This window comes from Pseudomonas sp. Marseille-Q1929 (assembly GCF_017316265.1).
Taxonomy (GTDB): Bacteria; Pseudomonadota; Gammaproteobacteria; order Pseudomonadales; family Pseudomonadaceae; genus Aquipseudomonas.
This window is the reverse complement of sequence record NZ_JAFLWU010000005.1, coordinates 210343-225702: the sequence shown is the minus strand read 5'-3', so window position 1 is coordinate 225702 and position 15360 is coordinate 210343. Positions and strand designations below refer to the sequence as shown.

Annotated in this window: 15 protein-coding genes; 12 read left to right on the top strand and 3 right to left on the bottom strand. The window is 61.0% G+C overall.

Annotated elements, in window-relative coordinates; translation table 11 throughout:
• Positions 1–65: 65 nt before the first annotated feature.
• Positions 66–1076, top strand: a complete 1011-nt coding sequence (locus tag J1G37_RS09480; RefSeq protein ID WP_017734859.1) for a class 1 fructose-bisphosphatase — start codon at positions 66–68, stop codon at positions 1074–1076.
• A 55-nt stretch (positions 1077–1131) separates the two neighbouring features.
• Here the strand turns inward: J1G37_RS09480 and J1G37_RS09475 are convergent, their stop codons facing one another.
• Together J1G37_RS09475 and J1G37_RS09470 are read right to left on the bottom strand one after the other, a co-directional pair.
• Entirely contained in the window at positions 1132–1455 is a 324-nt protein-coding gene (locus J1G37_RS09475; RefSeq protein ID WP_207041336.1) for a type II toxin-antitoxin system RelE/ParE family toxin, read from the bottom strand.
• Positions 1452–1724: a type II toxin-antitoxin system Phd/YefM family antitoxin gene (locus tag J1G37_RS09470; RefSeq protein ID WP_207041334.1), complete on the bottom strand. Its 273-nt coding sequence runs from the start codon at positions 1722–1724 to the stop codon at positions 1452–1454. Before J1G37_RS09470 ends, J1G37_RS09475 begins: the two co-directional genes overlap by 4 nt.
• Positions 1725–1946: 222 nt before the next feature.
• Here J1G37_RS09470 and J1G37_RS09465 point away from each other — a divergent pair, with 222 nt between their 5' ends.
• Both J1G37_RS09465 and J1G37_RS09460 read left to right on the top strand, forming a co-directional pair.
• Complete coding sequence (locus tag J1G37_RS09465) at positions 1947–2201, top strand: hypothetical protein (protein WP_017734861.1); 255 nt, start codon at positions 1947–1949, stop codon at positions 2199–2201.
• Between the two features lie 30 nt (positions 2202–2231).
• Positions 2232–2801, top strand: coding sequence for a lipocalin family protein (locus tag J1G37_RS09460; protein WP_017734862.1), 570 nt, complete (start codon positions 2232–2234; stop codon positions 2799–2801).
• 98 nt (positions 2802–2899) lie between these two features.
• Here J1G37_RS09460 and J1G37_RS09455 read toward each other — a convergent pair whose 3' ends face one another.
• The gene (locus J1G37_RS09455; protein WP_207041332.1) at positions 2900–4264 is read right to left on the bottom strand and encodes a formimidoylglutamate deiminase; all 1365 of its coding nucleotides are present in this window, start codon (positions 4262–4264) and stop codon (positions 2900–2902) included.
• A 147-nt stretch (positions 4265–4411) separates the two neighbouring features.
• Here J1G37_RS09455 and hutC point away from each other — a divergent pair, with 147 nt between their 5' ends.
• The 9 genes from hutC (at position 4412) to hutH (J1G37_RS09410) (ending at position 15342) form a co-directional block, all read left to right on the top strand.
• Positions 4412–5122 (top strand): histidine utilization repressor, encoded by a 711-nt coding sequence (gene hutC, locus J1G37_RS09450; protein WP_232920667.1) that lies wholly within the window; start codon positions 4412–4414, stop codon positions 5120–5122.
• A complete protein-coding gene (locus J1G37_RS09445; RefSeq protein WP_207041331.1) occupies positions 5119–5679 on the top strand; it encodes a HutD family protein in 561 nt (186 codons plus the stop codon). Before hutC ends, J1G37_RS09445 begins: the two co-directional genes overlap by 4 nt.
• A gap of 405 nt (positions 5680–6084) precedes the next feature.
• Positions 6085–7755, top strand: a complete 1671-nt coding sequence (gene hutU / locus J1G37_RS09440; protein WP_207041329.1) for a urocanate hydratase — start codon at positions 6085–6087, stop codon at positions 7753–7755.
• 172 nt (positions 7756–7927) lie between these two features.
• A complete protein-coding gene (locus tag J1G37_RS09435; RefSeq protein ID WP_207041327.1) occupies positions 7928–9373 on the top strand; it encodes a cytosine permease in 1446 nt (481 codons plus the stop codon).
• Between the two features lie 69 nt (positions 9374–9442).
• Positions 9443–10408 carry an ABC transporter substrate-binding protein gene (locus J1G37_RS09430; protein ID WP_124525416.1) on the top strand — a complete coding sequence of 322 codons (966 nt, stop codon included), beginning with the start codon at positions 9443–9445 and terminating at the stop codon, positions 10406–10408.
• A gap of 72 nt (positions 10409–10480) precedes the next feature.
• Complete coding sequence (locus tag J1G37_RS09425; RefSeq protein WP_207041325.1) at positions 10481–11332, top strand: proline/glycine betaine ABC transporter permease; 852 nt, start codon at positions 10481–10483, stop codon at positions 11330–11332.
• Complete coding sequence (locus tag J1G37_RS09420) at positions 11329–12153, top strand: glycine betaine/L-proline ABC transporter ATP-binding protein (RefSeq protein WP_207041323.1); 825 nt, start codon at positions 11329–11331, stop codon at positions 12151–12153. The genes J1G37_RS09425 and J1G37_RS09420 overlap by 4 nt, the downstream gene beginning before the upstream one ends.
• A gap of 114 nt (positions 12154–12267) precedes the next feature.
• Positions 12268–13776, top strand: coding sequence for a histidine ammonia-lyase (gene hutH, locus J1G37_RS09415; RefSeq protein ID WP_207041321.1), 1509 nt, complete (start codon positions 12268–12270; stop codon positions 13774–13776).
• 33 nt (positions 13777–13809) lie between these two features.
• Entirely contained in the window at positions 13810–15342 is a 1533-nt protein-coding gene (hutH, locus tag J1G37_RS09410; RefSeq protein ID WP_207041319.1) for a histidine ammonia-lyase, read from the top strand.
• The last annotated feature ends 18 nt before the right edge of the window (positions 15343–15360 follow it).

The window sequence follows — 15360 nt, the reverse complement described above, 5'->3', positions numbered from 1 at the left end:
GAAATCAGCCCCGACTCGCGTTAAACTGCGCGGGTTTTTAAGCCCCCCATTCTCCGGAGCCTTACATGTCCCGCGTTACCTTGAGTCGCTATTTGATCGAGCAGACCCGCAGCAACAACACGCCTGCCGATCTGCGCTTCCTTATCGAAGTGGTGGCGCGTGCTTGCAAGGAAATCAGCCACGCCGTCTCCAAAGGCGCACTGGGTGGTGTCCTGGGCAGCATGGGCACTGAAAACGTGCAGGGCGAAGTGCAGAAGAAACTCGACGTGATCTCCAACGAGATCCTGCTCGAAGCCAACGAATGGGGCGGTCACCTGGCCGGCATGGCGTCCGAAGAAATGGACAATGCCTACCAGATCCCGGGCAAATACCCGAAAGGCGCGTACCTGCTGGTGTTCGACCCACTGGACGGTTCGTCCAACATCGACATCAACGCCCCGGTTGGCACCATCTTCTCGGTACTGCGTTGCCCGAACGAATACCTGAGCCAGAACGAGCCGCTGAACGAGAAAGCCTTCCTGCAGCCAGGCACCCAGCAGGTTGCTGCCGGCTACGCGATCTACGGCCCGCAGACCATGCTGGTGCTGACCCTGGGCGACGGCGTCAAAGGCTTCACCCTGGACCGCGAAATGGGCAGCTTCGTGCTGACCCACGAAGACATCACTATTCCTGCCGCTACCCAGGAATTCGCGATCAACATGTCCAACCAGCGCCACTGGGAAGAGCCGGTGACCCGCTACGTTGGCGAGCTGATGGCGGGCGAAGAAGGCCCGTTGAAGAAAAACTTCAACATGCGCTGGGTGGCCGCGATGGTTGCCGACGTGCACCGCATCCTGACCCGTGGTGGCCTGTTCATGTACCCACGCGACAGCCGCGAGCCGTCCAAGCCGGGCAAGCTGCGCCTGATGTACGAAGCCAACCCGATGTCGTTCCTGGTTGAACAAGCGGGCGGCGCGTCCACCGACGGCCACCAGCGTATCCTCGACATCCAGCCTGAAGGCCTGCACCAGCGTGTGGCGGTGTTCTTGGGTTCGAAGGAAGAAGTTGAGCGTGTGACGGCGTATCACAAGAAGTAAGAGCTTGTGCTAGAAAAAGCCCCGAAACGTTGAACGCGTTTCGGGGCTTTTTTATTTATTGAGTCAGGATTTTTAGCAGTAACGCCTGCAAGTTTTTCCGGGTGTCGGCGATGACGTGCACGTAAATAGTCTGGTCTCGGATTTCGTAGATGATCCGGTTCATCCCACTGATGACTTGTCGATATTGGCTGAGGTTCAGCTTCTCGATTTCTTCTGGTATCGAGCCCGCATGGGGGTGGGTTTCTAGCCGACGCATTGTTTGTTTAAGCGCGTCATAGGTGTGTTGCCAGGTCGATGTCGAGAACTGTCGAATGACGTATGACTTGATATCTTTGAGGTTGCTTTTTGCCGAGTGGAGAATCACAACCCTGAATGTCATTGAGCGTCGTCCCTATCCAGTTCGGCGAACACGTCCTCCATGTCCTGGAACTGCCCCAATTCAATCTGCCGATTGCCCAAAGCCAACAGCTTCAACAAGGCCATGGTTTCTGCTTGCTCCTCAAAGCTCTTCACATCCATCACCACCAGTTTTGCTTCACCGTTTTGGGTGATAACCAGTGGTTCTCGGCTTTCAGTGAGTGTTTTTACGATCTCGGCGGTATGACTTTTCAGGTAGCTGATCGGTTTGATCTGAGATGAAAACTTCATGGGGGGGCCCTCGCTTGGCGATGAGACTCATTTTAGTCTTAATTTGGTCTTGTATAGGTGGCGTCCGATGAAAGGATGATATCTAGGTGTTTGCAAATGCAGTGAAAAGGGCCAGTTCACAGAAAAAATAAATACCCCCCTCCATCGGGAACCAGAAACCCCTTTTCCCTTCTAAGCTTCTGGCAGACCCCCATGCTGCTTCGTCCCTCCAGGAGTTTTTCCATGTCGTTACGCCGTCTCGCCCTGCTGACTTTTTGCGTGCTGTTGGCCGCTTGCAGCAAGGTCAACCAAGAAAACTACGCAAAGCTGTCGGCTGGCATGGCCAAGGCCGAGGTGGAGTCGCTGTTGGGTAAGCCGACCGATTGTTCCGGCGCACTGGGCATGTCCAGCTGCACCTGGGGCGATAAAACCAGCTTTATCAGCGTGCAATATGCCGGTGACAAGGTTCTGATGTTTTCCGGGCAAGGCCTGAAGTAAACCGGGGCGCGAGCCTGCGGGAGAAGAAGAATGATGCGTTTTGTTTTATACCTTTGCGCCAGCCTGTTTTTGGCAGGCTGCGCCAGCCATTCTGGCGATGATCTGCAACCCAAGACCGCGAGCAACGTCAACCTCAAGCGTTACCAGGGCACCTGGTACGAGCTGGCGCGATTGCCGATGTACTTCCAGCGCAACTGCGCGCAGTCCGAAGCCCGTTACACCCTGTTGCCGGATGGCGACATGTCGGTGTTCAACCGCTGCCTGACGACTGAATGGAAGTGGGAAGAAGCCAAAGGCACCGCCACCCCGCAAGTGCCGGGCAAGACCGACAAGCTCTGGGTGGAGTTCAACAATTGGTTCACGTCGCTGCTGCCGGGCGTCGCCAAGGGCGATTACTGGGTGCTGTATGTCAGCGATGACTACAAGACCGCCATTGTTGGCAGCCCGAGCCGGCGTTATATGTGGATCCTGTCGCGTACGCCGACGGTCAATGCGGACACCCGCGAAGACCTGCTGAGCAGGGCGCGACAGCAGGGGTACGACACCACGCGGTTGATCTGGCGTACGTCGGACAAGCAGATGGCGAAGACTTCGCAGTAACCCTGAGAGCACCAGTGATCTAATGTGGGAGCTGGCTTGCCTGCGATGGCGGTGTGACTGACAGACCGCTATCGCAGGCAAGCCAGCTCCCACATTTTTTAACCCAGTAGGTCCTTCAGGACTTGGGTGAATGCACGATTGCTATCTTCTTCGTCAGCGTGCCGACCATCCCGCACCACCCACCTCCCATTCACCAACACATCCCGCACCTGCCGAGCCCCACCGGCAAACAGCCAGCGGTTGAGAATGCCATCCTCGCTAGCCGTCGCCAGGTACGGATCATTGCCATCCAGCACAATCCAGTCTGCACGTTTGCCCACTTCCAAGCGCCCAATCGGCTGGCCCAACGCCTGGGCACCACCGTCTAAGGCGGCGTCAAACAGCGTACGTCCGACCATCGGTTGATCACTGCGATACAGACGATTGCGCCGCTGATCCCGTAGACGCTGCCCGTATTCCAACCAACGCAACTCCTCGACCACACTCAGTGACACATGGCTGTCAGACCCAATCCCCATGCGCCCGCCCTGTGCGAGGTAATCCACCGCCGGGAAAATCCCATCACCCAGGTTCGCCTCGGTGGTCAGGCACAACCCCGCAATCGCCCGGCTCTTGGCCATGCGCGTGACTTCATCCCCGTCGGCATGGGTGGCATGCACCAGGCACCAGCGCTCATCCACTGCCACATTGTCATACAGCCATTGCAGCGGGCGTTTTCCGCTCCAGGCCAGGCAGTCGTCGACTTCCTTTTGCTGTTCGGCGATGTGGATATGCACCGGGCAGGCCTTGTCGCTGGCCGCCAGCACTGCGCTGATCTGTTGCGGCGTGACCGCGCGCAGGGAGTGGAAGCACAGACCCAGCGCTTGCGCCGGTTGTGCGGCGAGGATCGGCTTGAGGCGCGCTTGCAGGTCCAGGTAGTTTTCGGTGCTGTTGATAAACCGGCGCTGGCCCTCGTTCGGCGCTTGCCCACCAAAACCTGAATGGGTGTAGAGCACCGGCAACAACGTCAAGCCGATCCCGCTGCTGGCCGCCGCCTGGCTGATCTGCCGCGACAGCTCGGTGCGATCGGCATAGGGCTGGCCGCTGACGTCATGGTGCACGTAATGGAATTCGGCCACCGAGGTGTAGCCGGCCTTGAGCATCTCGATATACAGCTGGCGCGCGATCACCTGCAATTGCTCCGGGCTGATCTTGCCGACCATGCGGTACATCAGGTCGCGCCAGGTCCAGAAGCTGTCATTCGGATTGCCCGCCACTTCGGCCAAACCGGCCATGGCGCGCTGGAATGCATGGGAGTGCAAATTCGGCATACCCGCCAACACCGGGCCTCTCAGCCGTTCGGCGCCCTCTGCACTGGCATTGGCCGCAACCTGTGTCAGCAGGCCATCGGCGCTGACTTCAAGACGTACATCATTGGCCCATCCATTAGGCAGCAGTGCGCGTTCGGCAAAGAAAGCGGACATGATCAAGGCACCCCGGTCGTGTGTTTATTTGTATATACATATACAGACGTTTGCCTGCTCGGTAAACTCCGGCAATCTATGCATCTTTTCCCCCTGCAAGGATTCCCTGTGCCGACTCCGCCTGCCAAGTCTTCGCTGGCTGCCCACATGGACGAAAGTCCGGCGCCCTTGTATGCCCGCGTCAAACAGATGATCAGCCAGCAGATTCTCAACGGCAACTGGCCGCCCCATTACCGCGTGCCGTCGGAGAGCGAGCTGGTCAGCCAACTGGGCTTCAGCCGCATGACCATCAACCGCGCCTTGCGCGAGCTCACCGCCGAAGGGTTGCTGGTGCGCATGCAAGGCGTCGGCACCTTTGTCGCCGAACCCAAGAGCCAGTCGGCGCTGTTCGAAGTGCACAACATTGCCGATGAGATCGCCTCCCGCGGTCATCGGCATACGTGCCAGGTCATCCACCTGGGCGAAGAGGCCGCCGGTTCCGAACGCGCCGTCGCCCTGGAAATGCGTGAAGGCGGGCGGGTGTTCCATTCGTTGATCGTGCACTTCGAAAACGATATCCCCGTGCAAATCGAAGACCGCTTCGTCAACGCCCTGGTCGCCCCGGAATACCTGCAACAGGATTTCACCCAGCAGACCCCTTACGCCTACTTGAACCAGGTTGCGCCGCTGACCGAAGGCGAGCACGTGGTCGAAGCCATCCTCGCCGACGCCGCCGAGTGCAAGCTGCTGCAAATCGAACCTACCGAACCCTGCCTGTTGATTCGCCGCCGCACCTGGTCCGGTCGCCAACCGGTGACCGCCGCGCGGTTGATCCACCCCGGTTCCCGTCACAGCCTGGAAGGACGTTTCAGTAAATGAGTGCAGTGACAGTCTGGCGCGCCACTGACTACGTGCGCATGCCGTGGAAAAACGGCGGCGGCAGCACCGAAGAAATCACCCGTGACGCCGGCAGCGGCCTGGATGGTTTTGGCTGGCGCCTGTCGATTGCCGATATCGCTGAGTCGGGCGGGTTCTCCACCTTTGCCGGCTACCAGCGCGTGATCACCGTGATCCAGGGCGCGGGCATGGTGTTGACCGTGGATGGCGAGGAACAGCGTGGGTTGTTACCGCTGCAACCGTTCGCGTTCAAGGGTGACAGCCAGGTGGCGTGTCGCTTGATCACCGGGCCGATTCGCGATTTCAACCTGATCTATTCGCCAGCGCGTTATCACGCGCGGTTGCAGTGGGTGGATGGCGAGCAGCGGATTTTCACCACGGCGCAGACGGTGTTGGTGTTCAGCGTGGCGGATGAAGTGAAAGTGTTGGGCGAGAAGCTCGGCCATCACGATTGCCTGCAAGTGGACGGTAACAATGGCCTGCTGGATATCTCCGTAGCCGGTCGCAGTTGCATCATCGAACTGACCCAACTCGGTTAAAACCTGTGGGAGCTGGCTTGCCTGCGATAGCGGTGTTTCAGTAGCAGATGTACTGACTGACACACCGCTATCGCAGGCAAGCCAGCTCCCACATTTGTTTTGTGGTGTTCAGAAAATCTGTTTCCAACCGGCGCACCAACTTGTTACCGAACGCCCCAGCATGGCGCAAAGCCATGTCGACGCAACAAACATCCGCCGCGACAGAACTCTCCTGTAAGAAATTTCATCAAGCCCCGAAGCCTTAATTTCCAAGGCTCGCACGCCCTTTCCCGAAAAATCTCAACAGCCCCCTCAGCAAGTTGGCCGCTTGATTGCATATGCTTGTATGTACAAGTAAAGATGTGTGCGTAAGAGTCCACATCGCACCAATCAAGTATGCGCATCGATCGCTGAGGAGTCTGAGTTGTGACCAAGCCTACTAAATACCGTGACGTAGAAATCCGCGCCGCCCACGGTAACAAGCTCACCGCCAAAAGCTGGCTGACTGAAGCGCCGCTGCGCATGCTGATGAACAACCTCGACCCACAAGTGGCCGAAAACCCGAAAGAACTGGTGGTGTACGGCGGTATCGGCCGTGCGGCGCGCAACTGGGAGTGCTACGACCAGATCGTCGAGAGCCTCACCAACCTGAATGACGACGAAACCCTGCTGGTGCAATCCGGCAAGCCGGTCGGCGTGTTCAAGACCCACAGCAACGCCCCGCGCGTACTGATCGCCAACTCCAACCTGGTGCCGCACTGGGCCAGCTGGGAACACTTCAACGAACTGGATGCCAAGGGCCTGGCCATGTACGGCCAGATGACCGCCGGCAGCTGGATCTACATCGGCAGCCAGGGCATCGTCCAGGGCACCTATGAAACCTTCGTCGAAGCCGGTCGCCAACATTACAACAGCGATCTGACTGGTCGTTGGGTACTCACCGCCGGCCTCGGCGGCATGGGCGGCGCGCAGCCATTGGCTGCGACCCTGGCCGGCGCATGCTCGCTGAACATTGAATGCCAGCAGGTCAGCATCGATTTCCGCCTGGCCAGCCGCTACGTTGACGAGCAAGCCACTGACCTCGACGACGCCCTCGCGCGCATCGCCAAATACACCAAGGAAGGCAAGGCCATCTCCATCGCCCTGCTGGGCAACGCCGCAGAAATCCTGCCGGAACTGGTCAAGCGCGGCGTGCGTCCGGACATGGTCACCGACCAGACCAGCGCCCACGACCCGCTCAACGGCTACCTGCCCGCCGGCTGGACCTGGGACGAATACCGTGCCCGTGCCAAGACCGAGCCCGCCGCTGTAATCAAGGCCGCGAAGCAGTCGATGGCCGTGCACGTCAAAGCCATGTTGGACTTCCAGAAGCAAGGCATCCCGACGTTCGACTACGGTAACAACATCCGTCAGATGGCCCAGGAAGAAGGCGTGGAAAATGCCTTCGACTTCCCGGGTTTCGTCCCGGCCTACATCCGCCCGCTGTTCTGCCGTGGCATCGGCCCGTTCCGCTGGGCCGCGCTGTCCGGCGACCCGCAGGACATCTACAAGACCGACGCCAAAGTCAAAGAACTGATCCCGGACGACGCCCACCTGCACAACTGGCTGGACATGGCGCGCGAGCGCATCAGCTTCCAGGGCCTGCCGGCGCGTATCTGCTGGGTTGGCCTGGGCCAGCGCGCCAAGCTCGGCCTGGCGTTCAACGAAATGGTGCGCAGTGGCGAGCTGTCGGCACCGGTGGTGATCGGCCGTGACCACCTCGACTCCGGCTCGGTAGCCAGCCCGAACCGTGAAACCGAAGCCATGCAGGACGGTTCCGATGCCGTGTCCGACTGGCCACTGCTCAACGCCTTGCTCAACACCGCCAGCGGCGCGACCTGGGTTTCGCTGCACCACGGTGGTGGCGTTGGCATGGGCTTCTCCCAGCACTCCGGGATGGTGATCGTCTGCGACGGCACCGACGAAGCGGCGGAGCGGATTGCCCGCGTGCTGCACAACGACCCGGCGACCGGGGTGATGCGTCACGCCGATGCGGGGTACCAGATCGCTATCGACTGCGCCAAAGAGCAGGGCCTCAACCTGCCGATGATCAAGTAACCCCATGTGGGAGCTGTGCTTTTGTGTGGGAGCTGGCTTGTCGGATCGCCGCATCGCTGCGATGGCATCACCTCGGTTTGACTGATAGACCGAGTCGCCCGCATCGCAGGCAAGCCAGCTCCCACAGAAGAGCAATCGAGACACTGAACAATCCATCAGAGGTTGAACCGACATGGCTGCAAATGACACCACCCCGTTGATCGAGAAACGTTCGATCGACTACATCCCGGAAGCGGAAAGACACGGTCGTCTATTGAGTCAGTTCACCCTGTGGATGGGCGCCAACCTGCAAATCACCGCGATTGTCACCGGGGCCCTGGCCGTGGTGTTGGGCGGTGATGTGTTCTGGTCGTTGATCGGTCTGTTCATCGGCCAACTGCTGGGCGGTGGGGTCATGGCGTTGCATGCGGCGCAAGGGCCCAAGCTGGGCCTGCCGCAGATGATCTCCAGCCGGGTGCAGTTTGGTGTGTATGGCGCGGCCATTCCGATCGTGCTGGTGTGCTTGATGTACCTCGGGTTCACCGCGACGGGCACGGTGTTGTCCGGCCAGGCGCTGGGCCAGTTGTTTGGTGTCAGCGACAGCGTCGGCATCCTGATTTTCGCCAGTGTCATTGTGCTGGTCACGGTGCTCGGTTACCGGGTGATCCACTTCATCGGCCGCGTCGCCAGCGTGATTGGGGTTATTGCCTTTGTGTACCTGTTCAGTCGCCTGATGAGCCAGACCGACGTGGGTGCGCTGCTGCAAATCCGTCACTTCAGCTGGAGCAGTTTCCTGCTGGCGGTGTCGCTGGCGGCGTCCTGGCAGATCGCCTTTGGCCCTTACGTGGCGGACTATTCGCGCTACCTGCCGAGCAGCACGTCATCGGTTAAAACCTTCCTCGCGGCGGGCGCGGGTTCGGTGATTGGTGCCCAGGTGGCGATGGTCCTCGGCGTGTTTGCCGCGGCCATGTCCAACGGGCAATTCGCCGGTCATGAGGTGGCCTACATCGTCGGTTTGAGCGGTACGGGTGCCACGGCTGCGTTGCTGTACTTCAGCATCGCGTTTGGCAAGGTGACCATCTCCACGCTGAACTCCTACGGCAGCTTCATGTGCATCGCCACCATCGTCAGCGGCTTTCGCGGGCGCATGGAAGTCACGCGCCTGCAGCGCCTGGTGTTCGTGCTGGCGATTGTCGGTACGGCGACCCTGATCGCGCTGCTCGGCCAGCACTCGTTTCTCGGGGCGTTCAAGTCGTTCATCTTGTTCCTGCTGGCGTTCTTCACGCCCTGGAGCGCGATCAACCTGGTGGACTACTACTGCATCACCCGCGACCGCTATGACGTGCCGGCGCTGGCCGATCCGAACGGTCGTTACGGCCGCTGGAACCTGCTGGGTATCAGCGTCTATGTGTTCGGTGTGTTGGTGCAGTTGCCGTTCATCTCCACCAAGTTCTACACCGGCCCTTTGGTGGCCGCCCTGGGCGATGTGGATATTTCCTGGATCATCGGCCTGGTACTGCCCGCCGCCCTGTACTACCTGTGTGCGAAAAAATGGCACGGCAGCGTGCCCGCTCAACTGATCCTGCCAACAGAGCAGGGCGCTGTACCAACAACAACCGGGCTGGCGGCACAAGCCTGATGGGACGTGGACAGGGCAGGATGCCTACTGACTGCCGTAATCCATTTCAAGATTGGGAGCGTCACAACAATGAAAATGCATAAAACCCTGATGGCTACCTTGCTCTCTGCAGGTTTGCTGGCCAGCGCTGGCGCCCAGGCGGCCGGCTGGTGCGAGTCCGGCAAACCGGTGAAATTCGCCGGCCTGAACTGGGAAAGCGGCATGTTGCTTACCGACATCCTGCAAACCGTGCTGGAAAAAGGCTACGACTGTAAAACCGACAGCCTGCCGGGTAATTCCATCACCATGGAAAACGCCCTGAGCAGCAATGACATCCAGGTCTTCGCCGAAGAATGGGTAGGCCGCAGTGAAGTCTGGAACAAGGCCGAGAAGGCCGGCAAAGTCGTCGGCGTTGGTGCGCCTGTCGTCGGTGCAATCGAAGGTTGGTACGTGCCGCGCTACGTGATCGAAGGCGACGCTAAACGCAAGCTGGAAGCCAAGGCGCCGGACCTGAAAACCATCGCCGACCTGGCCAAGTACGCCGCCGTGTTCAAGGACCAGGAAGAACCGTCCAAAGGCCGTTTCTACAACTGCCCGGCCGGCTGGACCTGTGAGCTGGACAACAGCGAAATGCTCAAGAGCTACGGCCTGGAAAGTTCCTACACCAACTTCCGCCCAGGCACCGGCCCGGCGCTGGATGCGGCGGTGTTGTCGAGCTACAAGCGTGGCGAGCCGATCCTGTTCTACTACTGGTCGCCAACGCCGCTGATGGGCCAGGTCGATCTGGTCAAGCTGGAAGAAAAAGCCGGTGTGGATAAGAGCGTGACCATCAAGGTCGGCCTGTCCAAGACCTTCCACGAGCAAGCCCCGGAACTGGTGGCCGTGCTGGAAAAGGTCAACCTGCCCATCGACCTGCTGAACCAGAACCTGGGTCGCATGGCCAAGGAACGCATTGAATCGCCGAAACTGGCGAAAATTTTCCTCAAGGAACATCCTGAGGTCTGGCACGCCTGGGTGAGCGACGACGCAGCCAAGAAAATCGACGCGGCCTTGTAGGTCAAGTGTGCCCGGCTACCCTGAGGGGTCGGCCGGGCGCCTGGCCACAACCCATTGGATCGAGAGCACGATATGTTTCCTGAGAGTTTTACGTTTTCCATCGCCGGCTGGGTCAACGGTTGGGTGGACTCGCTGGTCACCAACTACGGTGATGTGTTCCGGCACATCTCCGACACCCTGTTGTGGGCTATCGTCAACCTGGAAGGGCTGCTGCGCGCGGCGCCCTGGTGGCTGATGCTGGCCATCGTCGGCGGCGTCGCCTGGCACGCCACTCGCAAGGTGGTGACCACGGCGGTGATCGTCGGTTTGCTGTTCCTGGTGGGCGCGGTTGGCCTGTGGGACAAGCTGATGCAAACGCTGGCGCTGATGATGGTCGCCACGGTGATCTCGGTGCTGATCGGCATCCCGCTGGGCATCCTCTCGGCGCGCAGCAATCGCCTGCGTTCGGTGCTGATGCCGTTGCTGGACATCATGCAAACCATGCCGAGCTTCGTGTACCTGATCCCGGTGCTGATGCTGTTTGGCCTGGGCAAGGTCCCGGCGATTTTCGCCACGGTGATCTACGCCGCGCCGCCGCTGATTCGCCTGACCGACCTGGGCATTCGCCAGGTGGACGGTGAAGTCATGGAAGCGATCAACGCCTTTGGCGCCAACCGCTGGCAGCAACTGTTCGGCGTGCAACTGCCGCTGGCGTTGCCAAGCATCATGGCCGGCATCAACCAGACCACCATGATGGCGCTGTCGATGGTGGTGATCGCCTCGATGATCGGTGCCCGTGGCTTGGGTGAAGACGTACTGGTCGGCATCCAGACCCTCAACGTCGGGCGCGGCCTTGAAGCCGGCTTGGCGATCGTGATTCTCGCCGTGGTCATCGACCGCATTACCCAGGCCTATGGTCGTCCACGGCATGAGGCGAGCAAATGACTACTGTCAGCAAAATCGAAGTTAAAAACGTCTTCAAGATCTTTGGCGCCCGTTCCAAGGAAGCGCTGGCGCTGATCGGCCAGGGCAAGACCAAGGACCAGGTGCTGGCCGAGACCGGTTGTGTGGTCGGCGTGAACGACCTGTCCCTGAGCATCGGCACCGGCGAGATCTTTGTGATCATGGGGCTGTCGGGTTCCGGAAAATCCACCCTGGTGCGCCACTTCAACCGCCTGATCGACCCTACCAGCGGCGCGATCCTGGTGGACGGCGAAGACATCCTGCAACTGGACATGGAAGCCCTGCGCCAATTCCGTCGGCACAAGATCAGCATGGTGTTCCAGAGCTTCGGCCTGCTGCCCCACAAGAGCGTGCTCGACAACGTCGCCTACGGCCTGAAAGTGCGCGGCGAAAGCAAGCAGGTGTGCGCCGAACGCGCCCTGCACTGGATCGAAACCGTGGGCCTCAAAGGCTACGAAAACAAATACCCGCACCAGCTCTCCGGCGGCATGCGCCAGCGCGTTGGCCTGGCCCGGGCATTGGCGGCCGACACCGACATCATCCTCATGGACGAAGCGTTCAGCGCCCTCGACCCGCTGATCCGCGCCGAGATGCAAGACCAGTTGCTGGAGCTGCAAAAGACCCTGCACAAGACCATCGTGTTCATCACCCATGACCTGGATGAAGCGGTGCGCATCGGCAACCGCATTGCGATCCTCAAGGACGGCAAGCTGATCCAGGTCGGCACGCCCCGCGAGATCCTGCATTCGCCGGCGGATGAATATGTGGACCGGTTTGTTCAGCGGCGGGCGGCGGTGGTCTGACGGACGCTATCGCAGGCAAGCCAGCTCCCACAGGGAAATGCATTCCAAATGTGGGAGCGGGCTTGCCCGCGATGAGGCCAGTCAAGCTACGCAAGAATTAACGAAGGTATGAAGATGTCCCAGCCAACCAAAATCATCATCGCCAACACCCCCTTACGTTGGCAGGACGTAGTCGCCGTCGCCCGCCACGGCGCCGTCCTCGAACTCTCGGGCCAAGCCTGGGCACGCATCGACAATGCCCAGGCCATCGTGCAACGCATCGTCACCAGCGGCGAACGCGCCTACGGCGTGAACACCGGCCTGGGCGCGCTGTGCAATGTCTCGCTTGAGGGCGAACAACTCAGCCAGCTGTCGCGCAACACCCTGCTGAGCCACGCCTGCGGCGTCGGCCCGGTGCTCAGCGACGAACAGACCCGCGCCATCATCTGCGCCGCTGTCATCAACTACAGCCACGGCAAATCCGGCCTGCACCCGCAGGTGGTGCACGCGTTGCTGGCGCTGCTCAACCACGGCATCACGCCGCAAGTGCCGTCCCAGGGCTCGGTGGGTTATTTGACCCACATGGCCCATGTCGGCGTGGCCTTGTTGGGTGTCGGCAATGTGAGCTATCGCGGCCAGATCGTCCCGGCGCAACAGGCGTTGAACGCCGAAGGTCTGCAGCCGGTCGTGCTCGGCGCCAAGGACGGCCTGTGCCTGGTCAACGGCACGCCGTGCATGACCGGCCTGAGCTGCCTGGCCCTGGCCGATGCGCACCATTTGCTGCAATGGGCCGATGTGATCGGCGCCATGAGTTTCGAGGCCCAGCGCGGCCAGATCGATGCGTTTGACGAAGAAATCATCGCCCTCAAGCCGCACCCGGGCATGCAGCACGTCGGTATCAACCTGCGTGCACTGCTCGACGGCAGTGAAGTGATCGCCCGCAGCAAAGGCATCCGCACCCAGGACGCGTTGAGCATCCGTTCGATCCCGCAGATCCACGGTGCGGCCCGCGACCAGGTGGAACACGCCACGCGCCAGATCGAGACCGAACTCAACAGCGCCACCGACAACCCGCTGCTGCTCGGTACGCCGGACAGCTACCGCGTGGTGTCCCAGGCCAACCCGCACGGCCAGTCGGTGGCATTGGCGGCGGACCTGCTCGCCATCGCCATGGCCGAGATCGGCTCGGTGGCCGAACGGCGCCTGGACCGCCTGATCAACCCGCATGTCAGCGGCTTGCCGGCGTTCCTCGTCAGCAACCCCGGGGTCAACTCCGGGATGATGATCGTGCAGTACGTCGCCGCGTCCCTGTGTGGGCAAAACCGCCAGTTGGCGCAACCGGCCGTGCTCGACAACTTCGTCACCTCGGGCTTGCAGGAAGACCACCTGAGCATGGGCACCAACGCCGCGCTCAAGCTGCACCATGTGTTGGCCAACGTCACGCAGATCCTTGCCATCGAGTATTTGCTGGCGGCCCAGGCGTTCGAATTCCTGAAGGACCAGCGTTTCGGCGCCGGCACCGACCGCGCCTGGCGCTTGCTGCGCGAAGTGGTGCCGGCCTACGAACAAGACCGCTGGTTGGCGCCGGACATTGCCGCCGCCGCCCAGTTGCTCAAAGACACCGCGTTACCCAATTTGCACTGATCGTCAAAAGAACAATTCAAAAGGAGTAGGAATGTGACTGCGCTAAATCTGATTCCAGGCCAACTGAGCCTTGCCCAACTGCGGGCTATCTACCAGCAGCCGGTGACACTCAGCCTGGATGACAGCGCCACGGCGCAGATCGAAGCCAGTGTGGCCTGCGTGGAGCAAATTCTCGCCGAGAACCGCACCGCCTACGGCATCAACACCGGTTTCGGCCTGCTGGCCTCGACCCGCATTGCCAGCGAAGACCTGGAAAACCTCCAGCGTTCCCTGGTGCTGTCCCACGCCGCCGGCGTCGGTGAGCCCATCAGCGATGCGCTGGTGCGGCTGGTCATGGTGCTCAAGGTCAACAGCCTCAGCCGTGGCTTTTCCGGCATTCGTCGTCAGGTGATCGACGCGTTGATCGCGCTGATCAATGCCGAGGTGTACCCGCACATTCCGCTGAAAGGCTCGGTGGGTGCTTCCGGTGACTTGGCGCCGTTGGCGCACATGTCCCTGGTGCTGCTGGGCGAAGGCAAGGCGCGCTACAAGGGCGAATGGCTGGAAGCCACCGAGGCGCTGAAAGTCGCCGGCCTGACGCCGCTGACCCTCGCCGCCAAAGAGGGCCTGGCGCTGCTCAACGGCACCCAGGTCTCCACCGCCTATGCTTTGCGTGGCCTGTTTGAAGGTGAAGACCTGTTCGCCGGTGCCCTGGCGTGCGGCGCGCTCACCGTGGAGGCGGTGCTGGGTTCGCGCTCGCCATTCGACGCGCGTATTCACGCCGCTCGCGGCCAGCGTGGGCAGATCGACGCGGCCACGGCCTATCGCGACCTGCTCGGCGAAAGCAGCCAGGTGTCGCAGTCGCACCAGAACTGCGACAAGGTCCAAGACCCGTATTCCCTGCGTTGCCAGCCGCAAGTCATGGGCGCCTGCCTGACCCAGTTCCGCCAGGCCGCTGAAGTGCTGGTGGTCGAAGCCAACGCCGTGTCGGATAACCCGCTGGTATTTGCCGCCGAAGGCGACGTGATCTCCGGCGGTAACTTCCACGCCGAACCGGTGGCCATGGCCGCCGACAACATGGCCCTGGCCATTGCCGAAATCGGCTCCCTCAGTGAGCGCCGTATATCGTTGATGATGGACAAGCACATGTCCCAACTGCCGCCGTTCCTGGTGGGCAATGGCGGGGTCAACTCCGGTTTCATGATCGCCCAGGTGACTGCTGCCGCGCTCGCCAGCGAAAACAAGGCGCTGGCCCACCCGCATAGCGTGGACAGCCTGCCGACCTCCGCCAACCAGGAAGACCACGTGTCGATGGCCCCGGCGGCGGGCAAGCGCCTGTGGGAAATGGCCGAGAACACCCGTGGCGTGTTGGCGGTCGAGTGGCTGGCGGCCTGCCAGGGCCTGGACCTGCGCGAAGGCCTGAAAACCTCGCCGAAGCTGGAAAAGGCCCGCGCCATCCTGCGCGACAAAGTGGCGTTTTATGAGAAGGACCGTTTCTTCGCCCCAGACATCAACGCCGCCAGCGAACTGCTCGCCAGCCGCTGCCTGAATGAGCTGGTGCCGGCGAAGTTGCTGCCAAGCCTGTAAGAGCAACACTGATCAATG

Bases quoted from the DNA above. Each gene is read 5' to 3' on its own strand.
- hutC (WP_232920667.1), top strand. From the start codon at position 4,412: ATGGACGAAAGTCCGGCGCCCTTGTATGCCCGCGTCAAACAGATGATC.
- J1G37_RS09435 (WP_207041327.1), top strand. From the start codon at position 7,928: ATGGCTGCAAATGACACCACCCCGTTGATCGAGAAACGTTCGATCGAC.
- J1G37_RS09475 (WP_207041336.1), bottom strand. From the start codon at position 1,455: ATGACATTCAGGGTTGTGATTCTCCACTCGGCAAAAAGCAACCTCAAA.
- J1G37_RS09470 (WP_207041334.1), bottom strand. From the start codon at position 1,724: ATGAAGTTTTCATCTCAGATCAAACCGATCAGCTACCTGAAAAGTCAT.
- J1G37_RS09465 (WP_017734861.1), top strand. From the start codon at position 1,947: ATGTCGTTACGCCGTCTCGCCCTGCTGACTTTTTGCGTGCTGTTGGCC.
- J1G37_RS09430 (WP_124525416.1), top strand. From the start codon at position 9,443: ATGAAAATGCATAAAACCCTGATGGCTACCTTGCTCTCTGCAGGTTTG.
- J1G37_RS09445 (WP_207041331.1), top strand. From the start codon at position 5,119: ATGAGTGCAGTGACAGTCTGGCGCGCCACTGACTACGTGCGCATGCCG.
- J1G37_RS09455 (WP_207041332.1), bottom strand. From the start codon at position 4,264: ATGTCCGCTTTCTTTGCCGAACGCGCACTGCTGCCTAATGGATGGGCC.
- J1G37_RS09480 (WP_017734859.1), top strand. From the start codon at position 66: ATGTCCCGCGTTACCTTGAGTCGCTATTTGATCGAGCAGACCCGCAGC.
- J1G37_RS09425 (WP_207041325.1), top strand. From the start codon at position 10,481: ATGTTTCCTGAGAGTTTTACGTTTTCCATCGCCGGCTGGGTCAACGGT.
- J1G37_RS09460 (WP_017734862.1), top strand. From the start codon at position 2,232: ATGATGCGTTTTGTTTTATACCTTTGCGCCAGCCTGTTTTTGGCAGGC.
- hutH (WP_207041321.1), top strand. From the start codon at position 12,268: ATGTCCCAGCCAACCAAAATCATCATCGCCAACACCCCCTTACGTTGG.
- J1G37_RS09420 (WP_207041323.1), top strand. From the start codon at position 11,329: ATGACTACTGTCAGCAAAATCGAAGTTAAAAACGTCTTCAAGATCTTT.